Genomic DNA, 22,627 nt, shown 5'->3' with positions numbered 1-22,627 from the left:
AAACTTAATTATACCAATTTAGTATACTCAAACCATTGGAAATAAAGGCTTTGAGAAGAATTTAATTTTTGATTTTACATATTGTTGTGTTACAATTTGTACTACTTCTTTAGGTTAGAAAAAGTGACTACAACCAAGCCAAGCCTATTTTTTCTTCCTCCAACTTTTACTAAAAAATCAATTTATTTGATTGTTACTTTAATGATTAAGGAGAAAATTATATGTTACCAACGCTTATGTCTGTAGATCTTGCAAGGTGGCAGTTTGGTCTAACGGCATCCTTTCACTTCTTATTTGTACCTTTAACGTTAGGTTTGACGTGGATTATATTCACGATGGAACTTATGTATATAAGAACAGGGAAGGAAGTTTACAAAGACATGGTAAAGTTTTGGGGTAAACTACTCGGAATAAACTTTGCCTTAGGAATTATTACTGGACTTACTATGGAGTTTGAGTTTGGTACTAACTGGTCTTACTATTCACAATCTGTAGGTGATATCTTTGGTACACCTCTGGCTATAGAAGGGCTTGCTGCATTTATGCTTGAGTCGACTTTTGCTGGGTTGTTTTTCTTTGGCTGGGATAAGCTATCAAAGAAACAGCATTTATTATCTACTTTTTGTATGGCTATAGGATCTAGCTTCTCAGCTCTTCTAATTTTAGTAGCAAATGGGTACATGCAACACCCTGTTGGTTCTGAGTTTGTAGCGTCAACTATGAGAATGGAAACAGTTAGTTTATTAGATGTATTTTTAAACCATACTGCTCAAACTAACTTCGGTCATGTAATGACCGCTGGTTATACTACTGCAGCAATGTTTGTTGTAGGAATTAGTGCATACTATATAATTAGAGGTCGCGATTTAGCTTTTGCTAAAAGGTCTCTAGGTATAGGACTTGGCTTTGGCTTAGTGACATGTATAGTTGCGATACTTTTTGGTGATGCAAACGGTGTTGATGTTTTTAAAGTACAACCTTTAAAAATGGCTGCTATCGAAGCAGAATGGGAAACCTCAAAAGCTCCTGCTGCGTTTAATGCTGTAGCTTTACCAAGTCAAAAAGAACAAAAAAACAATTACGCTGTCGAAATTCCAGCTGTATTGGGATTGATAGCAACACATTCTACAGATGTACAAATACCTGGCGTTAAAGCGATACTATACGGGAAAATGGCAGCTGATGGCACTAGAGATCCAAACTTTGCTTATTACAGGAATATCAAAACGGGCACGACTGCTGGCGTTTCACCAGATCAAGCTGCTGCTAATCCTAGTATCTATGAAAAAGTTCCTTCTGCTTTAGTGATGATAAAACAAGGTGGTTTAGCTTATGCAGATCTTCTAAAATGGAGAGAATCTGGTCACAGCGACGATAAACCAAACAGCAACTATAAATATTACAATAACCCCGAATATCAAAGATACATAGGTTTTGGTAAAATGTTAACACAAGTAGCTACAGAAAAATATGGTGTAGCTGATTCTACAACTATTACCAAAGCTGCTAATAACCCAGAGATAGTTAGATCAGTGGCTACAAATATGGTTCCTGACGTTGCTAGTGTTTTCTGGAGCTTCAGAGTGATGGTGTTTATAGGGTTCTTTATGTTTGGACTAATAATAGTTGGTTTAATTTTACTAATTAGAAATGTTCTAACTAGCAACGCTTTTACTAGGTTTACCTTAAGAGTTATGACATGGTCAATACCTCTACCATTTATCGCATGTTTAGCAGGATGGTATGTAACAGAACACGGACGTCAACCTTGGACAGTATATAATGAACTACCAACCAGCATTAGCTCGTCTGCTTTAACTTCTATAGATGTAGCAACATCTATGGCAATCTTCTTGCTGATAGATACTGCTTTGTTTGCTGTACTACTATTTTTAATGTTCAAATATGCTAAGCTTGGCCCTAGTTCACTAGGAACTGGTAAATACCATTTTGAACAAAACAAACAAGATAAATAAGGAGAGGTAAATAAATGTTATTAGATATTTTACAAGTTATCTCTTGGCTAGTTGTAGGGGCTTTGATATTTTTAGTAGCTGCTACGGTTGGTTTTGATTTTGGCGTAGGGATTCTAGCTAAATTTGTAGGTAAAGGTGACTATGAAAAAAGAGCTATCATAAACATTGTTGGTCCTACTTGGGATGGAAGCCAAGTTTGGTTTATCACAGCAGGTGGGGCAATTTTTGCAATATGGCCTCAAGTATATGCTACTAGCTTCTCTGGTCTATATATTGCTATTTTAGTAGTATTATGGGGATTATTCTTAAGACCACCAGCTTTTGAATACAGAAAAAAAGTTGATAACCCAAAATGGAGAAACTTCTGGGATTGGATGCTAGTTTTAGGTGGCATAATCCCAATAGTTGTAATGGGTATTGCTGTTGGTAATTTATATTTAGGCTTTCCTATAGCTTATGATGACACAGCAAGATTAACTTATGGTGCAATAGTAAATGGACAATACCAATCCATGTGGATTACGTTGATTCATTTACTATCACCTTTTGCTTTATTATTTGGCGTATTTGCTTTAATTATGGCTCTTATGCATGGTGCTGCTTATGCAAAATTAAGGACAGCAGGTATATTAAGAGATAGATTTAGAAAGGTAACTAATGTATCAGCTATGACTTATATACTACTATTTATAGTAGCAGGTATCTGGATTAATTTTATCCCTGGTTATCAATATACTCCAAGTACAAACCTGGTAAATATGTCTGACGCTTTGCATCACCCTTTCACATCTGGTGCTGTTACTAATAATTATTCTTGGTATTATAATTTTAACCATGCGCATATTTGGATGTGGTTTGCTCCGATACTAGCTATAATTGGTGCCATATTTGTAATAAAATTTAATAAAAAAGATAAAGATGGGTTTGCATTTTTAGCAAGTACTGCTTCCATATTAGGTGCTGTGTTAACTGTTGGATTTACACTATTTCCATTTATTATGGTCTCTAATGCTGGTGAATATCAATACAGTTTAACAATCTGGAATGCTAGTAGTAGTCAAACTTCTTTAATAGGGATACTATGTGCTGCTATTATAATTTTGCCTATCATATTTAGTTATACGTTTTTTGTATATAAGAAAATGTGGGCTAATGGTCGTAGAACATCTGCCGAAGAGATTAAAGCTAATTCATTAGAAATGTACTAACCAAAGGAGAAAATATATGTATTATTTAGCATGGATAATATCGGCATTTTTAGCAACTAGTGCTGGCTGCTACGTTGCTAGCAAGATAGATAAAAAAGAAAAATAGGAAAATATTCTTAACTTTTAAACTATTTCCCAAACACTTCCCACCTGCCTTATTCTCTTAAGACCATGAACAGTGGCTGTTACATTAAAACTAGGGTGGTCTATGCCTAATTTACCTCCATTTAATACTCCTTGTCTTGCTGTGACAGGCTGGAGTAAATTTGCCTGACGTGGAACGTAATGATCACTATGCGTGAGCTTCATCGCTTGCATGAAAACATTATCATCAGCTCCAGACCCCTTAAAAGTATTAAAATAAGGAGAAGCATTCGTAATACCATACCCTCTAAAGGTTCCCGCACCAAAAGTTTGGTATTCTTTCTTAAAGTTAGTATCACCGGATACTCTGACTATAATCCTTTCCTCATCACAATAAACTGGGAAATTGAGTGGATCAGGATTCCAGAAATTAGGATAGAGAATACCTTTGCAAGACTGGTTACTCTTAATCTTTTGACATATATCATTCTTAATATGATAAAAAACTTTGTTAGGATTATCCTTTAATTTATTTGGAATATGAGCGATCAATTCTATAAACACATATATTTTGTTTGGAAATAGCGTGTCTATGAACCTGGATTCTATAGCTATAAAACTAGTCTTAATATTATCAACCTTCGTTTCTATAACGTTATGTTTTGTCCATCCTTCACAATCTATACGTTCATAAGAGGTCATGCTTTGTCTGCTATCACTATTTTTAATGGTAGCAAATTTTCTGAAAGTATATTCATTCATATTAGGCTTAATCTTGATTCTATCAGGAAACAGATCTGGACTAGTCTCAATGAAAACAATATTTTCTGGGGTATTGTGACTGTGAAAAACAGTATTCAATAGGCTTTCAATACCAGCTAAATTTTTTTGTTGAATTAACACGGGTTTCGTAAGGCTACTATTAAATGGCATATTACCCCGAGGAGTTTCTAATCTCTTATTGTTAATATCTAATACTCTAGAATCTTTTTTTTCAAATTTGCCCCAACTGCTATTAGCGAAGTTTGGAACTGCTTCAGTACTTATTACCCCTATTGAAACTTCACAATCTCTAGATTGAGGACTGTTGCTTATAAGAGACTGGTCAAAAGGGTTGCCCAAGTGTTGGCGATTCCATGCTGTCATGGGACGACTTGTTATATTTATACCATCATGTTCTTCTACAATACTATCTGTAGAATATTGCTTATGTAAATTTAATGTTTGTTGATGGGGTCTAGTAGCAAACTGGGAATTTTTAATTCCTGTTGTCATCTTATTAGAAGGAAAATATTTATTAAGTGTTTTCTTATGAAAAGAAGTTTTATTTTTATTATTCGCATTACTTCTTGTTTCCACCATACAATACGTCCTCCATTGTGATGTTATCTCATCAGATTGATGGTACAAATTAAGGATGCTTTTTCATAGAAGGTGAATTTGATAGGATATAGATGGTTTTTGACATGTTAGTTTTAGAGTGAGTTGGCCATAAACTAGGCATTTTCTAATTATCAAAACTTACACTATACGGCATAATTTTTAGTAAACTTATTAAGACTGTTGAGTAAATAGTTTAATTTCTACTACTATTATTACTAGGTCAATCGTATAGTCTAAATGATAGAAATCTGGCTAATAGTTTAAAGCTTAGGTTAGATTTTTTATATTTCACAGGCTTTACCCATACAGGTTTATTTGGCCATTACATTTATTGTAGCTATGTTTTTTTGGATACTAAGATCAAGTCTTAGTATAACTTTAGGTAAAAAATTATTTAAAACCTAAATTTTAATAGAACAGATTCAGTAGATATTTATTTATAGTTTTTATGGGCTTTTATTTTACCAATATTACAGTAGTAGTAATTGCTGACTGATTGAATTGTTTATCACTGCCAATGACTAATGCGATCAAGCTCTTTCACCGAATCGGAAATCCCGACTTTTAAAATTGTTGCTCTATGCTGAGAAAGCAGACTAATAAGTAATTTGTAATTCTTTTTCAATTTAATCTGATTTGGATTATAATTCCTCGACCATTCTAATAACTTATTTTTTAAGTTTTTTCTCGACCCTTTTATACTTGACATTATACTGTGCGCAATCTTTTGATCTGTATCCTCAATTTGTAAATATTGTGCTACAACCTCTTCCATATAGGTAGCATTTTGTAATGTACGACTTAACCAAGGTGTGTTATTACTATCTTTTGCGGCTAAAAGTACTTCTTTATTAACTTTTGTTGCATTTTGAATACCCTCAATATACGCTTTAACTGCTTCAACATGGCCATTTTCTAAAGCCATAAATAACCCAGATTTACCATCATTGCGCTTTGCAGCTAAAAGTAAGTCTTTATTGATCATAGGTATATTTTTAATACCATCAATATACGCTTCAATAGCTGCAGCATGGCCATTATTCAGAGCCATAAGTAACCCTGGGGTGCCATCACTACCTTTTGCCATTAAAATTTTCTCTTTTTCCAAATGACTAAGATTTACAGATAAGACTCGCTTAATATAATCAGCTATGGTTTTTACATCATTATTATTTAAAGCCGAAAATAACAAATTAATATTATTATTTAGATTTTGTTTGTCTGTATAAGAGTAAGAATAATGAATTTTAACTTTATATTTCGCATTAGTTATGCTATTTGAAATTGATGCATATGAACAAGGATGATGTTTAACATAAGAGCTTTTATTCCAAACGAAAAGTCCTGAATTACGACTATCTGTACTACTGTGAACAAGATATGGAGCTAGGTAAGTATCTAAATGATTACTGACAGCGTCAGATAAAATTATATGGTAATCTGAAGGTTTTGCTTTATTATTTTTTATATCATTAAAACGAATTTTTTTATTATGGTCGAAACAGATTTCAAAAGAAAAATTCATTTTATTATCAATCATCAAGGTATTACCATAATTCAAATTAAAAGGCATATAAATTGAATCAACTTGCGATTTTTTCTCGTTCCAGAAACTTCGTTTATTATACTTATATATATTTTTTTTATTATAAATGACATTCAAGGTATTAAATACGAAATTCATTTTCTTAATATTATTAACATCAAATTTACTATATTCATTTTTTATAAAATTTGTAGTATCTGAATTACTTACCCTATTAACCACATAAGTATTTTGTAAACTAGATCTTTTATCATCAAAGGCGTTTTTGTAAACCTGATAACGGTAGTTAGCTAGTGAATTTAACTGCGGATACTTATTTACTAAACGTGGCTTATGATTATAAAGTTGTTTCTCAACATCTTGTATTTGTTGTGAAATAGTTTCATCCTTATCTTTATCCTTTTTTTGGACCAAACTAGTGTGGAGGTCTAGAAGATCATCGTAGGCGCTATTGACTGGTTTTTTACGAACGCATGTACCAGGGACTAGAATAACATATGGTGGAATATTTGAAAATCCTATAAGATATTTCTTGTACTCCTCCTTTGTGGAGCCAGAATGATCACTGTCTTTATAAGTTAAAAAATATTCAGGGCAAACTACTAAATGCCTTTGTCCTACTTTATGCTGCACCAGAGTATTAACATAACTTTTTATTGTTTCGATTTGTGATTGAATATAGTCGTCAGGAGATAAATTAGGTAAGTTCTTAGTAGATACATGATCACCATAAATAATATGAACAACCATATCGCTATTGTTAATTGACATATAATCATTCCTTTTTAGCTTTAATTATTACATGAGATAATACAAATTAAAAATGCTATTTCATCTATGGTTATTTTAACAAGTTAAGGCGATATTTTGATAAATTAGAAACACATAATTATTACCCTTATTTTACTCCGTGAAAATTTATAACTTAAGAAGTTCATATAATGAATTTACACAATTAAATAGAAAAAACTCATATAAAATATAACCGAATTATTAATTTTTATAACAGATGCTGAGGTTATTTACTGTACTTTAACAAACCCATTTCGACAATCTCTATGATATGTTGCGATTAAATAAAAATAAGTTTTTTATTTTATTTTTGAATTATTATTGGATATGGACATTGACCAGTTTTAATATAAGTAGGAATAATTTCATCTATATTTTGAGTAATTTGGTTTCTAACATCAATATAAAATTCTTTATTTTGTCCATATGCGTCAGGTATATCTCCATCTGTTCCTGTGGCACATCCAATTAAAGTATATATTTTTGCCTTTAATTGATCTTTATCATTACACATTGCAATCCACTGATTCTTATTAAAGCTTCTACCCGAATAATTTAAGTTAAAATCAGAACATTCTCTATCAATAGTATTCTTCAGTCTATCGCTGTATTTAGCACCCATTGTAAGAACAATATTTGCCTTATAAATATCAGTAAGTGCAATTGGCGTGGCACGATGTAAACTAATCTCTTCTTTCGTTGCGTCATTATTTTTAAGTATAAGCTCTTCAGCGTATGGTTCTGTTGTTACTTCATCATTAGGGTCAATTCCTGATCCTCTTGAAAAAGAATCCACATCGCTATATATATGTTTTGTATACCACTCAGCCATAACGCTACGACCAGTATTTCCTCCACAAACAAAAAGAATTGTATCTTTATTGATGCTATTTGCATAAGTATTTGGCGATAGAATTGCTAAAGCTCCGACCAAAGTAATTAAACATTTTTTCATAGTCTTACCCAATAAATTATTTGCTGATATAATAATTATACAATACTTATAGACTACATTTGAAACCATTTTAAAATTATTTATTAACTTTTATTGATACAATCCTGAATGTGTTGTGTTATTATTTAATACTAATACTTATTAAATTTAAAAGGCTGGTAAATGGATATGGTAGAATTTGAACCTTACAGAAAAACTTTGGAGATGGTAAACCCTGTCATATTAGAGCAGATAAATTTAAGATATGAAGAAGTTTCAAGTAAAAATTTTGGATATCATCATACCAAATCTCTTTTAAAATTGAACCAATCATGCATAAAATTAATTAACCAGCTCGATATTGGTTTTAACCAGGCACTTAATGTTAGGAGTAACGGTCCTAAATCTAATAAACAATCATCATGTACGGCACTAGAAAACGCTATTAGAAAATTAAAACGTTTGGAAAACGATTTTATATATTCATCTCAAAAATTAGAAAATGCTATATACATGTCGGATCTTTCTCAATTCCATCCATCTTCAATTGCAATATCAAAAGATGCTATTAATACTCCTAGTCTGAAAAACAATCTCTTAGATCCCATATTTGCTGCTTTTACCTTTATTTACACAATACATGATATAATATCTGGATTAAGTAATGACTTAATAAGAGTAAATTTCAATCAAGTATCTCCTGTGCCTAACATCTTATTAGCAATTAATAATATATTTATTTATCTTGTTCTTGAGATAAACGAAAATAATAATAAAGAATATTACTCGTTCTTTAGTCAGATAATTATAAAATGGTTACAATGTGTATATGCAAAGCGTATATTTAATATTGAGCAATATAGATCTAGTGATGTTCAACAATACAAAGATACCTTTAAAAGAATAGAGGACTTAAGATCATCATATACTGATAAAAGTAAAATACTGTTCGTACAAGATATTATTCCGATATGGGAGAATTTTTTAAAAATAAATGGTAAATACTTGAGATACACTCGCAATGAAGCTCTAAGTTTGATCGTAAATAAAAAGCATAGCATACAGGCGCAAGTTTTCAAACAAAATGTTACGGGAATTAAAGATGCTGCAATTGAATATCATTTTCGCAAACTATCTTCAATTATTCTTTCTCTTGACAACTTGATGTCTGAACAACTAACTATTATGAAAGAAAAACAAAATGATGAAGTTTCATTAAAGAGTGTGGAATTAAAAATAAGTGATAACCGATTAAATTTTGATAAAAATTATGATACATATTCAAGAAAAATGCAATCCATACAAAATCTTGAAAAATCTTTTAACGATATAAAAAGTAAACTAGAACTTTTAGATAAAGATTTGGATGAATATATAAAAAAGAATTCCGGAATTTCTATCAATGATCAAGGTTTTTTAGATTATAGAAATAAATATTCACAATTGAAAAAATCTAAATACGCCACAGGTAACGAAATTCAAAGGCAAACTATTGAATCGCGTGAATATCAAAACGTTTATGTCAATGATAACGTAGAGTATAGAAATCATCAGAATAACTTACATATAATCAAAAACAAACTTGTTAAAGCTGAAGAAATTATACATACTAACAAATCTTTACACAATGATTTGACCAAAAAGTGGAACAATATAATTAGTAGAATAGAAAGGTTGATTGAATTGCAAAAACGCCAAGATAAATATGCAGAACTGCAACAATACCACAATAAATTTTCAACTTTATGCCAAAAATATGGCTCTCAATAAGCATTGTGAATACAATTTAATAAATTAGGAATGGTTTAATCATATCTAGGTAGAAATCCCAACTGTCTTTAGCCGTTGGGTAGCTCACCCTAACTCTATTGGGTCAATATCAAAATATAATTTTATCGATTTCGGTGGTTGAGTTTCTGTAGTATTTTTTATCCATCTGATTATAGTATTTATATGTTTACGGGACTGTGATGTCATCAACAAACTATACCTGTAAATATTATTCTTTTTTAAGTGCAGCGCTGGTAGAGGTTTTGATATTGTAATATCGCCAACAAAAGATAATTGACCATATAAAGTGTTTAAATACTCTAAAATATCTGTTTCCTTTTTGGATTCTGCAATTACTTGAGCTTGGTAAGTATACGGTGGATAATTAGCGTATTTTCTTTGCTCTAACAAGTAATCCAAAAACTCCAAATAACCTTTACTCACTAATAGTTGCAAAAGTCTATTTTCTGGCTGGTAAGTTTGTAGTAACACCAATCCTTGCTTATCTGCTCTTCCTGCCCTTCCTGATACTTGAATAATCGTTTGAGCTGTTTTTTCTATAGCATGAAAATCTGCACTATACAAACCAGCATCTATATTTACCAACCCTACTAAAGTTATATTTTCAAAATCATGACCTTTAGCTATCATTTGCGTACCTACTACAATATCAACCATATTTGAATTAATCATTTTATTTATACCGTTAAGATCATTTATAGTCTTGATATTATTTCTATCAAAGCGGATAATTTTATTATAAGGAAATCTAGCTTCTAGCCTAGACTGTATTTTTTCAGTTCCAACACCATAAGTAAACAACTCTCCTCCACAAGAAGAACATACAACAACTAGTGGCTTACGTGTACTACAAAAATGACATTCTAAATACTGATATGGTTGAGTATGTAATGTATAAGGTTTATCACATTTTTTACATTCAATAGCATCACCACAAACCTTGCACACTAAAGCTTTTGCAAAGCCAAGCTTATTTATAAAAATTAATGACTGTTGATGAGAATTAATATTTTTTTCTAAAAGAGAAAAAAGAGTATTGCTTATACCGTTATCTACAATGCTTGATTTTAAATCCAAAAGCCTTATTTCATTTAAGTAGTTATTAAGAGCTCTATTTTTAAGCTGTAAAAGCTTATATTTTCCTGCTAGAGCATTATAGTAGCTCTCAATAGAAGGCGTAGCACTACCTAATATAATAGATATATTGAGCTCTTTTGCTCTGAATATAGCTAGATCACGTGCATTATAGCGTATGGTGCTAGTTTGTTGTTTAAATGAATTATCATGCTCTTCATCAACAATGATTACACCTAAGTCTTTAAAATCTGCTAAAACACCACTTCTTGTTGAGATTATAATATCAGCATTACCCTCTTTTATGTTAAGCCAATTAGTCAAACGTGCTTTTTCACTTAATTTAGAGTGCAACACAACAGTTTTTTTATTATTAAAACGTTGTTTAAACCTTTTCACGGTTTGTGGTGTAAGGTTTATCTCTGGAATCAAAACTAAAACTTGCTTTAATTTCTCTAGATATTTACTGATAGTCTGTAAATAAACTTCTGTCTTACCACTACCTGTTACACCATATAGTAAAAAAACTTTGAATGCATTTGTGTTTAAAATAGTTTCTACAGCTTTTTGCTGCTCTACCGCTAACTTCTTAGGGCAATCATTTTCACTAGCATTTGTAAATAAATTTTTTAACTGAATCTTTTTTATCAAAATCCCTTTTTTAAAAAGCCCATTAATAACATGAACAGATCCTAAAGTTTTCAACTCTTCAAGGCTAATTAATTCTTTTTCTTTAAAATTTGCTAATAGCTGCTGCTGTTTAAGTGTAGGTTTATGGTCTTGCAACTTAATTTGATCAATATAAACAGAAACCTCTTGGCTCGGTGTAATAACCTCATGTTTAAAGTAGTCATTTGGCAATGCCAGACGTATTGCACTATAAAGATCAGAGCAATAGTAATTAGCCACCCATTGAATAATTTTTTGCATTTGTAAACTTATAGGTTTATCAAGCAGTTTAATTATTGGTTTTATTTTCGTAATTTCATAGTTAACTGTGACATTTTTAACCACAATAAAACCTATAAGTTGGCGCTTACCAACTTGTACCAAAACCCTATCAAATAAATTTACGTTTTGCTCATCGACCCTGTAGTCTAATAAATAGGTTGGTGGAACTGCTAAAGCAACTTTCACTATCATATCTTAGTTTTTCAAAACCTTGATGTTAGCGGACCAATAATAAAATCCATACACTGCTGTAAGAAAAAATATAAAGTTTTGGATAACTTGACCATATAACTCTTGTTGATACATTACTACAACAAAATACAAGTCTGAGATTATCCAAACTATCCAATTTTCCATAAATTTCTGTATTGTCATAATAATAGCCATAAACGTTATACCTGTTAGAATACCCGTAGATATAATATCACTTGAGTGTGTAAGATAATTAAATCCCAAACACAATAAACATAACACTACTGTATAAAGTATATAGTGTAGATAATCGATTATGGTCATCCATTTAACAGTTTGACACTCTCCTTTGGCTCCTTGACTATACCATTTGTACCAGCCAAAACTAAAAAAAATCACGTAAACTAATTGTAACAATACAAGCGAATAAACCTCTTTAGACGCAAATAAAACTAAAAGAATTATTGCTCCTACTATTCCTAAAGACCATGACCACACCTTTAGTCTAGCAAGGTATATTGTATACAATACATTAACTATTAAAGCAAAATAATCAAGAAAGTGAAAAAACATCTTAACCTACCTTTCTAATTAAAAACATTCGTATAGTTTAGCATCAAGACTTTTATATAGCTGTGACTTTATACTATTAATTTTTCTAAATGAACTCGTTTTAAAATTCAATGTTGGATTAAAAGTTAAATACACCTGACGCAGACTAATATCAAATATATCACAATTGATAAAACACCTATCATTTGCATCCATTCGGATAATGCTATTACCTTCTAAGGCATAAAGTATTTTTTTCACCTTATCATAATCTGCTACAGACATTTTTTTATAAATATCATCTATTAATATCCCATCCAACTGCTCCTTTTGAGCCAGATATAGCTCTTTAAGAACATTAACTCCTATAGTTAAATCATCTCTTTTAACTTCTTTCTTGAAGTCCAAAGTGATTTTCATATATTGTATAGCTCTAATCATAACAGCGCCTAATAAGGTAATATGCCAGGTTACATATACCCATAGTATGAATATTGGAATTAATGATAAAGAGCCATAAATAACTGAATATGTAGGCACATATATCATATATAATGAGAATATCCTTTTTGCTATAAAAAAAACCATAGCTACAAATAAAGCAACTACAAAAGCTATCCATGAGTTGATTTTAGTATTTGGAAGTATCTTATAAACTACGAAAAAACCTGCTGTCAAGAATGTTAAAGACAAAGTGTTCAAAAAGTATTGCTTAATACCAATCCCATTAAAAAACCATGTCATGGATAGTATATATGTGCTAGAAATAAAAACAAACCCTAACAGCAATGGGCCCATTGTCATTAGTGCCCAATATACCAATAAGCTCTGTACCATTGGACGCGCTTTTTTAACATAAAAAATTTTATTCAAAGTAATTTCCAATCTCTTAATCATTAAAAATATAATCAACATAAGAAATAATACAGAGACCACTGGTAAAGAAGTTATCTTATCAGAAATACTTAGTATATACTCCTGTACTGTAGCAGCTGTAGCCGGAAGCATATTATCAAATAAGAATGTCTGTATATTGCTCGAGAGAGAACTAAATACATTAAAAACATTCAAAATATTTATTATAATAAAAAAAGTTGGTACGATAGCAAACAAACTAATAAGAGTCATAGATGCTGCTACAGTAGGACAGTCTTTACGGACATATTCTTTAAGGACCCATATCCAATAGTTTTTAAAAACTAGCAGATATTTTTTGTACAACCTAACATCAATAAACATAGAAACACGGGAATGAAAAACATATTAATACTATACTACAGCCAAAGTGGAAGTACAAAGAAAATGGCTCATACAGTAGCTCTTGGTGTTGAATCTACCGGGGCTGAGGCAACAATCCGTACGGTACCAAATATTTCCGCCAATACGGAAAAAATAGAACCTATTATCCCAGAAAATGGAGATTTATTTGCAACAAAAGAAGATCTTGCTAACTGTGATGGTATAATAGTTGGGAGCCCAGCTTACTTTGGTAATATGGCTTCACCACTTAAGTACTTCTTAGAAAAACATAGCGATTTATGGTTTAAAGGTAACTTAATAGGTAAACCAGTAGGTTTTTTTACTGCTGCGTCAGGTATGCATGCTGGACATGAAAGCACTCTACTGTCAATGATGATCCCATTTATGCATCATGGCTGTTTGATAGTTGGTGTACCATACAGCGAACAAGCTTTGGAGCATACCCGTACAGGCGGGACACCGTATGGGGCATCTCATTTAAACACATTTTCACCCAACAAAACACTATCTGACGATGAAATTAAAATATGCAAAACTCTAGGCAAAAGAGTAGCAACTATAGCAAATAAACTTTCAATTTAGGAGACTTATTTCATGAAGAAAATTTGTAGTATCATTTTATTAACTACTATATCTGTAATTCTAGTTAGCTGTAGCAGCCCTGGACCAAGCTATTCAGCTAATTCCATAGGACAAGTCTCTCAAGTAGAACAAGGTAAGATTATTGATATCCAAAAAGTTAATATCAAAGGTCAAGATAATATTGGTACACAAATAGGCGGGTTCGCTGGAGGTCTTGGTGGCGCACTTGCTGGCGGTGGTAGCACACTTGGTCGTATAGCAGGCTCTATAGGTGGTGCAATAGTTGGGGGTATTGCTGGCGGTGTAACTGAAAAAACTTTAACATCTTCAGAAGCTTATCAATTTACTATCCAACTTAGAGATGATAAAACAATTGCGGTATTGCAAGAAAATGATAAAAACCTTCATATAGGCGATGAAGTAACAATTTTATTCGCTGGAAATAATACAAGAATAACACCCACAGCAACGCCAAATAAAAACCAAGCAATAAAATAATCTTAAAATAACAATAAATATAAATTAATAAAACGGAACGCTTCAATGTTAAAAGAAAAAGTAAAAGCCCTTGGGTTAAGTATTTGGTTTATTTGTGCTTTTTTCTATGCCCTAGAATACTTCATAAGGTCTTCTAGCGGAGCATTATATTATTCTTTTTCTGCCTTTCCATACAATATGTCTGCTGAAGATATTTCATTATCTAGTTCGGTCTTCTATTTAACATATGTAGTTGCTCAGTTACCAGCAGGAATGTTAGTAGATAAGTATGGTATAAAAAGGATCATGATTATAAGTACACTGATCTTTAGTATTTCAATATTTATCGCATCTATAGTTACCTCTGTTAACGGCATTATTTTATACCGTAGTCTTGCTGGGCTGGGAGGCGGATTTGCATTTTTATGCGCTTTTAAGAGTATCTCCCTTTGGCTACCTCCACGACTATTTCCTTTATTTACTGGACTTACTCAATTTTTCCTATATGTTGGTGCAATGTTATCAGCAGCACCTCTTGTAGTATTATCGAAATATTTTAACGTTTCAGTAATTATGAGTGGTGTTTTTTTAATTTCAGTTATTGTTTTCTTACTAAGCGTTTTCTTAATTAAGACTCACCCTGAATTTTCTAAAAATGCTTATTCCAAGAAGCAACAAACTAACTCACTAGTAATTTTGATAGAGGTTTTACGCAATAAACAAATTTGGCTCAATGGTTTATACTGTTTTGCCATATATGGCACTACAGTGTTATTTGCTGATTTATGGGGTATAAAGTATTTAAAGTTATCAGGTTTTTCTCAATACAATGCTGGTATTTGCACATCTTTAATTTTTATAGGGGTTGCTATCTTTAGCCCTCTATGGGGAATGGTTGCTAGTCTATTAGATGGAGAAAGAAAACTTCTCATAATAGCTCCTTTATTAGGAGTAGTTGTAGTTATTCTACTGCTATACGTAAATACTAATTTATATATGGTTTTTCTACTATGCTTATTATTTGGTGGTGTTCAAGCAGTTCATGTACTTAACTTTTCAGCACTAAGAAATACTGTTCCTATAACGAGCATTGCAACAGCCCTAGCTTTAGTGAATTTATTTTTACCTCTTAGCGGTGGAGTCTTACAACCACTAACAGGTGAAATTATCAGTTACCTAAGCCAATCACACCCGGAACTTTTCGCATTTAAAACAACCATGGTAATTATACCTCTACTAATGTTTTTTTCTTTTATAATAGGTTTCTTTATAAAAGATTCTAGAAGCTAGTAATAGTACTTTACTCAGATGCCTATTTAATTTATTATTTTTAATCAACCTCGCTATTTATAAAATTATATAATGAAAAAAATATTGTATATTCTACTGCTAGTTACTGGATTTTATAGTTTAATCTTTGCTGATAAAATCAATGTTGTAGCTGCCGAAAACCAATATGGTAGTGTTGCTAGTTTGATCGGTGGGAATAATGTTGAAGTTGCAAATATTATTAGCAATGCTGATGGAGATCCTCATACTTTTATATCATCAGTAAAAAATGCTAAACTTTTAGCTGATGCTGATGTGATTATTTACAACGGTGCAGACTATGACTCATGGGTTGAATCTATTTTAAAAAGTAATAAAAATGCAAGAGTAATTAAAGTAGAGGATTTATGTAATTTTGAAAAAACTTCAGATTTAGGTATTAATCCCCATCTATGGTATGATCCAAAAACCTTTCCAGCTCTGGCTAAAAAGTTAGAGCTTACTTTTTCTGAGATGGATAAAGAAAATAGTAATTTATATAGTAAAAACTACCAGACTTTTAACCAAAAATATAAAATAGTATTTGGACTTGTAACTGAAATTAATAAAAAATATAAGGATACTCCAGTCACTGCAACAGAGCCTTTGTTTGGTTATATGGCTACAGCTCTTGGCTTAAATATGAAAGGTTTAGATTTTCAATGGGTTGTCATGAATGGTTCAGAACCTAGCCCCAAAATGGTAATAGATTATCAAAAACTTTTTGCTGACAGAGAAGTAGAAGTGCTATTTTATAACAAACAAGTCACAGACAATACTACCAAAAATATATTAAATGTTGCTCATGAAAATGATATCTCTATAGTTGGAGTTACGGAAACGATGCCATTGAATAAAGATGCTATAAGTTGGATGATTGAAACTCTAGAAACCACAGAAAAAGCATTAAAACAAGCCAAAGAAAACCACAAGAAAACATAAAATGATTAAATGCTCAAACCTAATTATTGGTTACAAAAACTCCCCTATAAGCCAACCGCTTAATCTAAACATCCCAACTAATGCGTGGGTAGGCATAGTTGGAAAAAATGGTATCGGCAAATCAACATTTTTTAAAACGATACTAAAGAAAATACCAGCCATATCAGGGGAAATCACCATAAATGGAAGAAAATTAGATATAAATTCTATTAGCTATATCCCCCAAGAGCATGAAATTAATTGTGAAGAAAAAACCTCCGGTTTAACACTAATAAAATATAGCTTTAAACCAAAATCTTGGGGATTGCCTTTCTTTAGTAAAGAATTTAAAAAGAAACTAAACTATCTGATAGAGTTAACTCAAGCTGGAGATTACATTAAAAAGCCATTTAAAGATTTATCTGGCGGTCAAAAAAAACGTATTTATCTAATCCAAGCCCTGATAAATCAACCAAAAATACTTTTACTTGATGAGCCACTTTCAGATCTAGATCCTGATGCAAAACAAAGATTTATTGCAAGCTTAAAAGAGATACATAAAAAAGAAAACATTACTTTGTTAATAATATCTCATGATATGAAAGAAATAAGTTCCCAGTTAGATGCTTTTATCCATTTTAAAGATGGTACTTGTCACTACTGTGATAAATTACCTTGCCTACAGGAGGATATCTGTGTTTAATTATACTTTCATGCAAAATGCTTTTATTGCTGGAAGCGTTATTGCTATTATGTGTGGTATTATAAGTTTTTTTGTAATAATCCGTAGATTATCATTTGCATCACATGCCCTAGGGCATATCAGCCTTACTGGCGCTGCTGGAGCTGTATTAATAAATCTCTCTCCTATGACAGGCCAGTTAATGGTCAACCTAATAGCTGGCATACTCATGGGAGCTTTTGGCGATAAAATCAAAAAAAACGATATAGCTATAGGAATTGTTTTGACATTTTTCTTAGGTTTAGGTACTTATTTTCTTTTCTTATACCAAACAGGTTATTCTGGTTCAGTTATGACTATACTTGTTGGAAATATATTAGCAGTATCTATTGAACAAATATATGTGCTAATAGGGTTAGCGATATTTACGATTATTCTACTAGCAATAATTGCTAGACCACTTTTTATATCTTCCCTAGATCCTGTATTTGCAAAATCAAAACAAATACCCAATAAGTTACTTTCTGTAGCTATTTTTATAGCTATAGCTGTTACTGTATCTATGGCTTGTCAAGTAGTAGGAATATTATTAGTTTTTTCTTTGTTAATAGGTCCTGGTGCAATTGCAACACAATGGGTTGATGGCTTTTACAAACCAATCTTTCTAAGCACTGTGATTTCTATAACAACTGTTTGGATAGGCGTAGCTACAGCATATTATATAGATATACCTATTAGCTTTCTTATAACAACTATTATATGTAGCTTATATCTTATAAGTATTCTAAAACACAAGTTTTTCTAGCATATATAAACTTCAATTACTCACTAAAAAGTGACTACAGTTTTGGCAAATTTCCGCTGTAGCCATGACGACTTAGATAAAATAAATAAGACTAATCTGAGTAGCCATGCGTTACCTTGACTTTGAGACATAACAAATTTTCTACCACGTTCAGTCATATTGATTATCTCTTTACCTTTAGCTTGCTGTTTATCATTATAATTCTCTAAGTCACCTGTTACGATAGCCTCAGCAGCTGCAAATGCGTCTGCTATACCTAGATTCATACCTCTACCACCGACAGGAGAATGAGTATGTGCTGCATCGCCACAAAGCAGAATATTTCCTTTAAAGTACTGAGTAACTTGTTTGATAGATACCTTAAAGCTGCCTTGGCGATAAATATTTTCAACTTCTAAGTTATAGGGTAGGTTTTTTAAATCAATCTCATGATTAGAAACAACTCTATATCTCTTATCAGCCATTCTCATCATAAAAAACAAACCTGTTTTAGTATTTGAAACTGTAGCTGCGTCAATATTTTCTGACTTAACATAAAAATCCGCTATATGCCATGTATCAGGAAGTACATAACCTTGCTGCTCCATTCCTGCTAACTCTCTGACTTTACTGTGAGCACCATCAGCACCAACAACATAATCAAACGTCCCGCCTTCATCATTTAAAAACTCTGCTGTAACTGTTGCATCATCATTTTGGTGTAAGCTTTTTAGCTCAACACCATATTCAACTTCCTTACCAAATTCATTTAACTTTTGCTCTATAATTGCCTCAGTTCTATCTTGAGGTAATGAAATCATAAGCTCATCGTCAGCTAAATATTTTTTCAGGTCTATACTTACTAGAAGCGTATTATGACGAAAAATATTTACTTGTGATATATGTATACCTTCAGATAGTATCTTCTGTGTGATATCTCCTAAATGTTCATATCTCTTTAAAGTAGCTGGCTGGATACCTATAGCTCTAGATAAATTAGAAGCATTTTTTCTTTTTTCAACGATTCGAACATCTATTCCCCTATAAGCTAACTCTGTAGCTAAAGAAAGACCTGTAGGGCCAGCACCGACTATTAGAACTTTCATAAATCTATCCACTATATATTCTCTATAGCTGTATTATAGGCATTAATAACCATATTTACTAAACGTTTTAGATTAATTACGTTTATAATTATTTTAAAAATATGGCTCCTGCTGAACTTATAAGTATAATCAAATAGGAGTACTTATAGAGTAAATAATGTTCATAAGCTCTAAAATATGTTATTTTTAACTCATCAAGTTAAAATTTGCTACATTGTATTAATGCGCTTAAATAAATTATGGTTTAACATTGTATTTCATTGTTATTCCTTCGTAACACTTTTAAAGGAAAAATTTATGCAACAAACTAAATTTACAGTAATAATTTTGAGTTTATTAGGTTTTGTAACCAACATGTACTCAAACACAAATCTTAATGATAAAAACTCTATTTTTTCTGGTTCCAATCAATCACCTTTGCAAAAAGAAGACAAAGTAGCAACAAATGAAATCCCAAAAGAGTATAATTTTTTTATTATTACCGCTGATAATAACATGTATGACAGCAAAACAAGTGTAATTACATACTATGGAAATGTATTCTCTAAAATTCCTAATATAAAAGAAGATACTTCAATCAAAACATCCGATAATCCGCTTACAATTTGGGCCGATAAAGCCACTTACAACAGTAACAATGGCATACTTATATATTATGGCAATGTATTTGTAATGCAAACCAACAATAAGTATATATTAAATTATAAGCCCAAACTTGAAACAGACGAAAAAGACACATCTAAACAATTACAAGAAATGCAACTCGATGATGCTAAAAGAATCTGTACTAAAAAAATGGGATGTAGTTTTATTTCTGGACAGAAATTAACAATAAAATTAACTAAAGAAAGAAAAATCAAAAATATAATCATAGAATCTAAAGATGGAAAAATCTCAACTCTATAACCAATAAAATCTTAAAAATTAGATTTCTTAAAAATCTTTACAAAATAAGAACTATTTTATTAAACCTATATATGGCAACTCTCGAAATCTTTCATCGTAGTCTAAACCATAACCAACTATAAATTTATCTTCTATTTCAAAACAAATATAGTCTAGAATGACCTCTCTTTCTAACCTAGCTGGCTTAAATAGCAAAGTCGCAAATTTTAAGCTTTTAGGTTGAAAATTCTTAACTCCTTCCAGTAATCTATGGTAAGTATGTCCAGTATCAACAATATCTTCAACTATTATTATATTCTTACCTTTAATATGCTCTTCTTTCAAAGCTTCTACTGTTGAATTTACTTTACCAGAACTTTTAGTACCAGAACCATATGATGAAGCTGTCACAAATTGTGTTCTTAAGTCTACACGTAACTTCCTAACTAGGTCTGCAAAAAACATAAATGAACCTTTAAGGACACATATTAAAGTAAGCTCTTGCCCTTCATAATCTTTATTTATTTTTTGGGCTAGCTTTGTTACTTCTTTTTCTATTTCTTCACTAGTTATGTATACATCTGTATCATATGCAGAATAACTCATTACACTTAACCCTATTTAAAATAATCTTCTAAAAATAAAATTTGCTCTCTAGATGGACCATAAGCAATTGCTGATATAGGTATACCTATATGTTTTTGAATTATTTCTAAGTATGTTTTAAGAGCTTTTGGCATGTTATCTTGAGTAATTTTTTCTTGTATAATAAAAGGTTCTAGATCAATTAGTATAGGCTCAACTTTAGATAAATCAATACCAGGATAAGCGCAATCGATTTCTCTACCCTCATAATTATAACCAACACATATTTTCAAAGTGCCCATACCCGAGAGCACATCAACCTTTGTCAAAGCTATAGATGTTAAATTAGAGCATTTAGCCGAATACTTTAGAAGCGGTAGATCTAACCAGCCACATCTACGGATTCTACCTGTGGTTACACCTATTTCACCACCTTTATGTTGGATAAATTTACCAATATCATCAAAAAGCTCCGTAGGGAAAGGTCCTTCACCGACTCTAGTTGTATACGCTTTTGCAATACCAATTACATGATCTAAGTTATGACCTGCTGTTGTTGCACCTGAATAAACACCTGCAACTGAAGTGTTTGAAGATGTAACAAAAGGATAAGTACCATAATCAACGTCTAACAATACCCCTTGAGCTCCTTCATAAACAATATTTTTACCTTGTGAAATAGCTCCATCAATTAGCGAAAAAGTATCTGCTGCATATTGTTTTAGTTTTAGCCCTAAAGTGTATAACCTCTCTAGTTCTTCTTCTAAATTTGGGTATTCAACTTTATATAAATCCTTAAATAAAGTTTCTTTTTCTAATAAACTATTAACTAACCTTGCTCTTAATTGATCTTTGTTAAATAAATGTTTGAATTTTATACCTTTACGTGAAACCTTATCTTCATAAGCTGGACCAATACCCTTGCCTGTGGTGCCTATTTTCTCACTAGTACTATTTTCTCTAACCGCATCTAAGAGTTTATGATAAGAAGTAATAACAACGCAAGATTCAGAAACAAAAAGGTTCTTAGGAGAGATTTCTACCCCATTTGTTAATAATCTTGTTATTTCTTGGTCAAGAGCTACTGGATCTAACACTACTCCATGACCTATTACGCATTTAGTGTGTTTATGCAAAACACCTGATGGTATAAGATGCAAAAATGTTTTTTTACCATCTACAACAAGAGTATGGCCAGCATTATTACCACCTTGGTAACGAACAACTAAATCTGACTTTTCTGCTAAAGTATCTGCTATTTTACCCTTACCTTCATCTCCCCACTGGGCACCAACGATTACGATATTTGACATTTATTTGGACTTTTTGAGATTTAAAATTTAGATGTCTAATATACTAATATATTAGTACTAATTTTACTAGTGGAATCTAGCCATTTAAAAGATTTGAAACTTATATCAAAAGCTACAATCAGCATGTCTCAATATTTCGAAAAGCTTCAAACCAAAAAATATAATCCATCATATAAACATTCAGGCTATAATCTAGAAATCCAAATAAATAATTAATATAAATAAACTTTAAAGTTTACTT

20 protein-coding genes are annotated in these 22,627 nt (G+C 31.5%); 11 read left to right on the top strand and 9 right to left on the bottom strand.

Annotated elements, in window-relative coordinates:
* The first annotated feature begins 221 nt into the window (after window positions 1-221).
* The 3 genes from SD28_RS02230 to SD28_RS07860 are packed head-to-tail and all read left to right on the top strand — an operon-like array spanning window position 222 to window position 3,290.
* A complete protein-coding gene (locus SD28_RS02230) occupies window positions 222-1,976 on the top strand; it encodes a cytochrome ubiquinol oxidase subunit I (RefSeq protein WP_039123551.1) in 1,755 nt (584 codons plus the stop codon).
* Window positions 1,977-1,990: 14 nt separating this feature from the next.
* A complete protein-coding gene (gene cydB / locus SD28_RS02225; RefSeq protein WP_039123548.1) occupies window positions 1,991-3,184 on the top strand; it encodes a cytochrome d ubiquinol oxidase subunit II in 1,194 nt (397 codons plus the stop codon).
* Window positions 3,185-3,200: 16 nt separating this feature from the next.
* Window positions 3,201-3,290 carry a cytochrome bd oxidase small subunit, CydX/CbdX family gene (locus SD28_RS07860; RefSeq protein WP_069774104.1) on the top strand — a complete coding sequence of 30 codons (90 nt, stop codon included), beginning with the start codon at window positions 3,201-3,203 and terminating at the stop codon, window positions 3,288-3,290.
* Between the two features lie 17 nt (window positions 3,291-3,307).
* On the opposite strand, the gene SD28_RS02220 is transcribed toward SD28_RS07860, so the two are convergent.
* The 3 genes from SD28_RS02220 to SD28_RS02210 all read right to left on the bottom strand — a co-directional run bounded on the left by SD28_RS02220 (window position 3,308) and on the right by SD28_RS02210 (window position 8,013).
* Complete coding sequence (locus SD28_RS02220; protein WP_039123547.1) at window positions 3,308-4,630, bottom strand: hypothetical protein; 1,323 nt, start codon at window positions 4,628-4,630, stop codon at window positions 3,308-3,310.
* Between the two features lie 529 nt (window positions 4,631-5,159).
* The gene (locus SD28_RS07765) at window positions 5,160-6,968 is read right to left on the bottom strand and encodes a hypothetical protein (protein WP_052251860.1); all 1,809 of its coding nucleotides are present in this window, start codon (window positions 6,966-6,968) and stop codon (window positions 5,160-5,162) included.
* 325 nt (window positions 6,969-7,293) lie between these two features.
* A complete protein-coding gene (locus SD28_RS02210; RefSeq protein ID WP_039123545.1) occupies window positions 7,294-8,013 on the bottom strand; it encodes a low molecular weight phosphatase family protein in 720 nt (239 codons plus the stop codon).
* Between the two features lie 93 nt (window positions 8,014-8,106).
* On the opposite strand from SD28_RS02210, the gene SD28_RS02205 reads away from it, so the two are divergent.
* Window positions 8,107-9,693: a hypothetical protein gene (locus SD28_RS02205; RefSeq protein WP_039123543.1), complete on the top strand. Its 1,587-nt coding sequence runs from the start codon at window positions 8,107-8,109 to the stop codon at window positions 9,691-9,693.
* A gap of 84 nt (window positions 9,694-9,777) precedes the next feature.
* Here SD28_RS02205 and priA read toward each other — a convergent pair whose 3' ends face one another.
* From priA to SD28_RS02190, 3 genes are read right to left on the bottom strand one after another with little or no spacing between them, the layout of a single operon-like run.
* Window positions 9,778-11,931: a replication restart helicase PriA gene (gene priA, locus SD28_RS02200; RefSeq protein WP_039123541.1), complete on the bottom strand. Its 2,154-nt coding sequence runs from the start codon at window positions 11,929-11,931 to the stop codon at window positions 9,778-9,780.
* 3 nt (window positions 11,932-11,934) lie between these two features.
* Window positions 11,935-12,504 carry a nicotinamide riboside transporter PnuC gene (gene pnuC / locus SD28_RS02195; protein WP_039123535.1) on the bottom strand — a complete coding sequence of 190 codons (570 nt, stop codon included), beginning with the start codon at window positions 12,502-12,504 and terminating at the stop codon, window positions 11,935-11,937.
* Window positions 12,505-12,522: 18 nt separating this feature from the next.
* Window positions 12,523-13,722, bottom strand: coding sequence for a YhjD/YihY/BrkB family envelope integrity protein (locus SD28_RS02190; RefSeq protein WP_039123534.1), 1,200 nt, complete (start codon window positions 13,720-13,722; stop codon window positions 12,523-12,525).
* Between the two features lie 12 nt (window positions 13,723-13,734).
* Here SD28_RS02190 and wrbA point away from each other — a divergent pair, with 12 nt between their 5' ends.
* The 6 genes from wrbA (at window position 13,735) to SD28_RS02160 (ending at window position 18,518) form a co-directional block, all read left to right on the top strand.
* The gene (gene wrbA, locus SD28_RS02185) at window positions 13,735-14,325 is read left to right on the top strand and encodes an NAD(P)H:quinone oxidoreductase (RefSeq protein ID WP_039123529.1); all 591 of its coding nucleotides are present in this window, start codon (window positions 13,735-13,737) and stop codon (window positions 14,323-14,325) included.
* 12 nt (window positions 14,326-14,337) lie between these two features.
* On the top strand, window positions 14,338-14,823 hold the full coding sequence (locus SD28_RS02180) for an outer membrane lipoprotein (RefSeq protein ID WP_039123520.1): 486 nt from the start codon (window positions 14,338-14,340) through the stop codon (window positions 14,821-14,823).
* A gap of 45 nt (window positions 14,824-14,868) precedes the next feature.
* Window positions 14,869-16,092: an MFS transporter gene (locus SD28_RS02175; protein ID WP_039123511.1), complete on the top strand. Its 1,224-nt coding sequence runs from the start codon at window positions 14,869-14,871 to the stop codon at window positions 16,090-16,092.
* A 72-nt stretch (window positions 16,093-16,164) separates the two neighbouring features.
* Window positions 16,165-17,052, top strand: coding sequence for a metal ABC transporter solute-binding protein, Zn/Mn family (locus tag SD28_RS02170; RefSeq protein ID WP_039123507.1), 888 nt, complete (start codon window positions 16,165-16,167; stop codon window positions 17,050-17,052).
* A gap of 1 nt (window position 17,053) precedes the next feature.
* Window positions 17,054-17,734 (top strand): metal ABC transporter ATP-binding protein, encoded by a 681-nt coding sequence (locus tag SD28_RS02165; RefSeq protein WP_039123506.1) that lies wholly within the window; start codon window positions 17,054-17,056, stop codon window positions 17,732-17,734.
* The gene (locus tag SD28_RS02160) at window positions 17,655-18,518 is read left to right on the top strand and encodes a metal ABC transporter permease (RefSeq protein ID WP_039123505.1); all 864 of its coding nucleotides are present in this window, start codon (window positions 17,655-17,657) and stop codon (window positions 18,516-18,518) included. Before SD28_RS02165 ends, SD28_RS02160 begins: the two co-directional genes overlap by 80 nt.
* Window positions 18,519-18,541: 23 nt before the next feature.
* On the opposite strand, the gene SD28_RS02155 is transcribed toward SD28_RS02160, so the two are convergent.
* Entirely contained in the window at window positions 18,542-19,603 is a 1,062-nt protein-coding gene (locus SD28_RS02155) for an FAD-dependent oxidoreductase (RefSeq protein ID WP_039123504.1), read from the bottom strand.
* A 297-nt stretch (window positions 19,604-19,900) separates the two neighbouring features.
* Here SD28_RS02155 and SD28_RS07760 point away from each other — a divergent pair, with 297 nt between their 5' ends.
* On the top strand, window positions 19,901-20,509 hold the full coding sequence (locus tag SD28_RS07760) for an LPS-assembly protein LptD (protein WP_052251859.1): 609 nt from the start codon (window positions 19,901-19,903) through the stop codon (window positions 20,507-20,509).
* A gap of 51 nt (window positions 20,510-20,560) precedes the next feature.
* Here SD28_RS07760 and hpt read toward each other — a convergent pair whose 3' ends face one another.
* The gene (gene hpt / locus SD28_RS02145; protein ID WP_039123503.1) at window positions 20,561-21,094 is read right to left on the bottom strand and encodes a hypoxanthine phosphoribosyltransferase; all 534 of its coding nucleotides are present in this window, start codon (window positions 21,092-21,094) and stop codon (window positions 20,561-20,563) included.
* Between the two features lie 11 nt (window positions 21,095-21,105).
* Entirely contained in the window at window positions 21,106-22,386 is a 1,281-nt protein-coding gene (locus SD28_RS02140; protein WP_039123502.1) for an adenylosuccinate synthase, read from the bottom strand.
* Window positions 22,387-22,627 lie beyond the last annotated feature (241 nt).

It is taken from the genome of Allofrancisella guangzhouensis (assembly GCF_000815225.1).
GTDB classification, from domain to species: Bacteria; Pseudomonadota; Gammaproteobacteria; order Francisellales; family Francisellaceae; genus Francisella; species Francisella guangzhouensis.
Note: the sequence above shows the minus strand (reverse complement) of the source record. Positions and strands in the feature narration are given on the sequence as shown.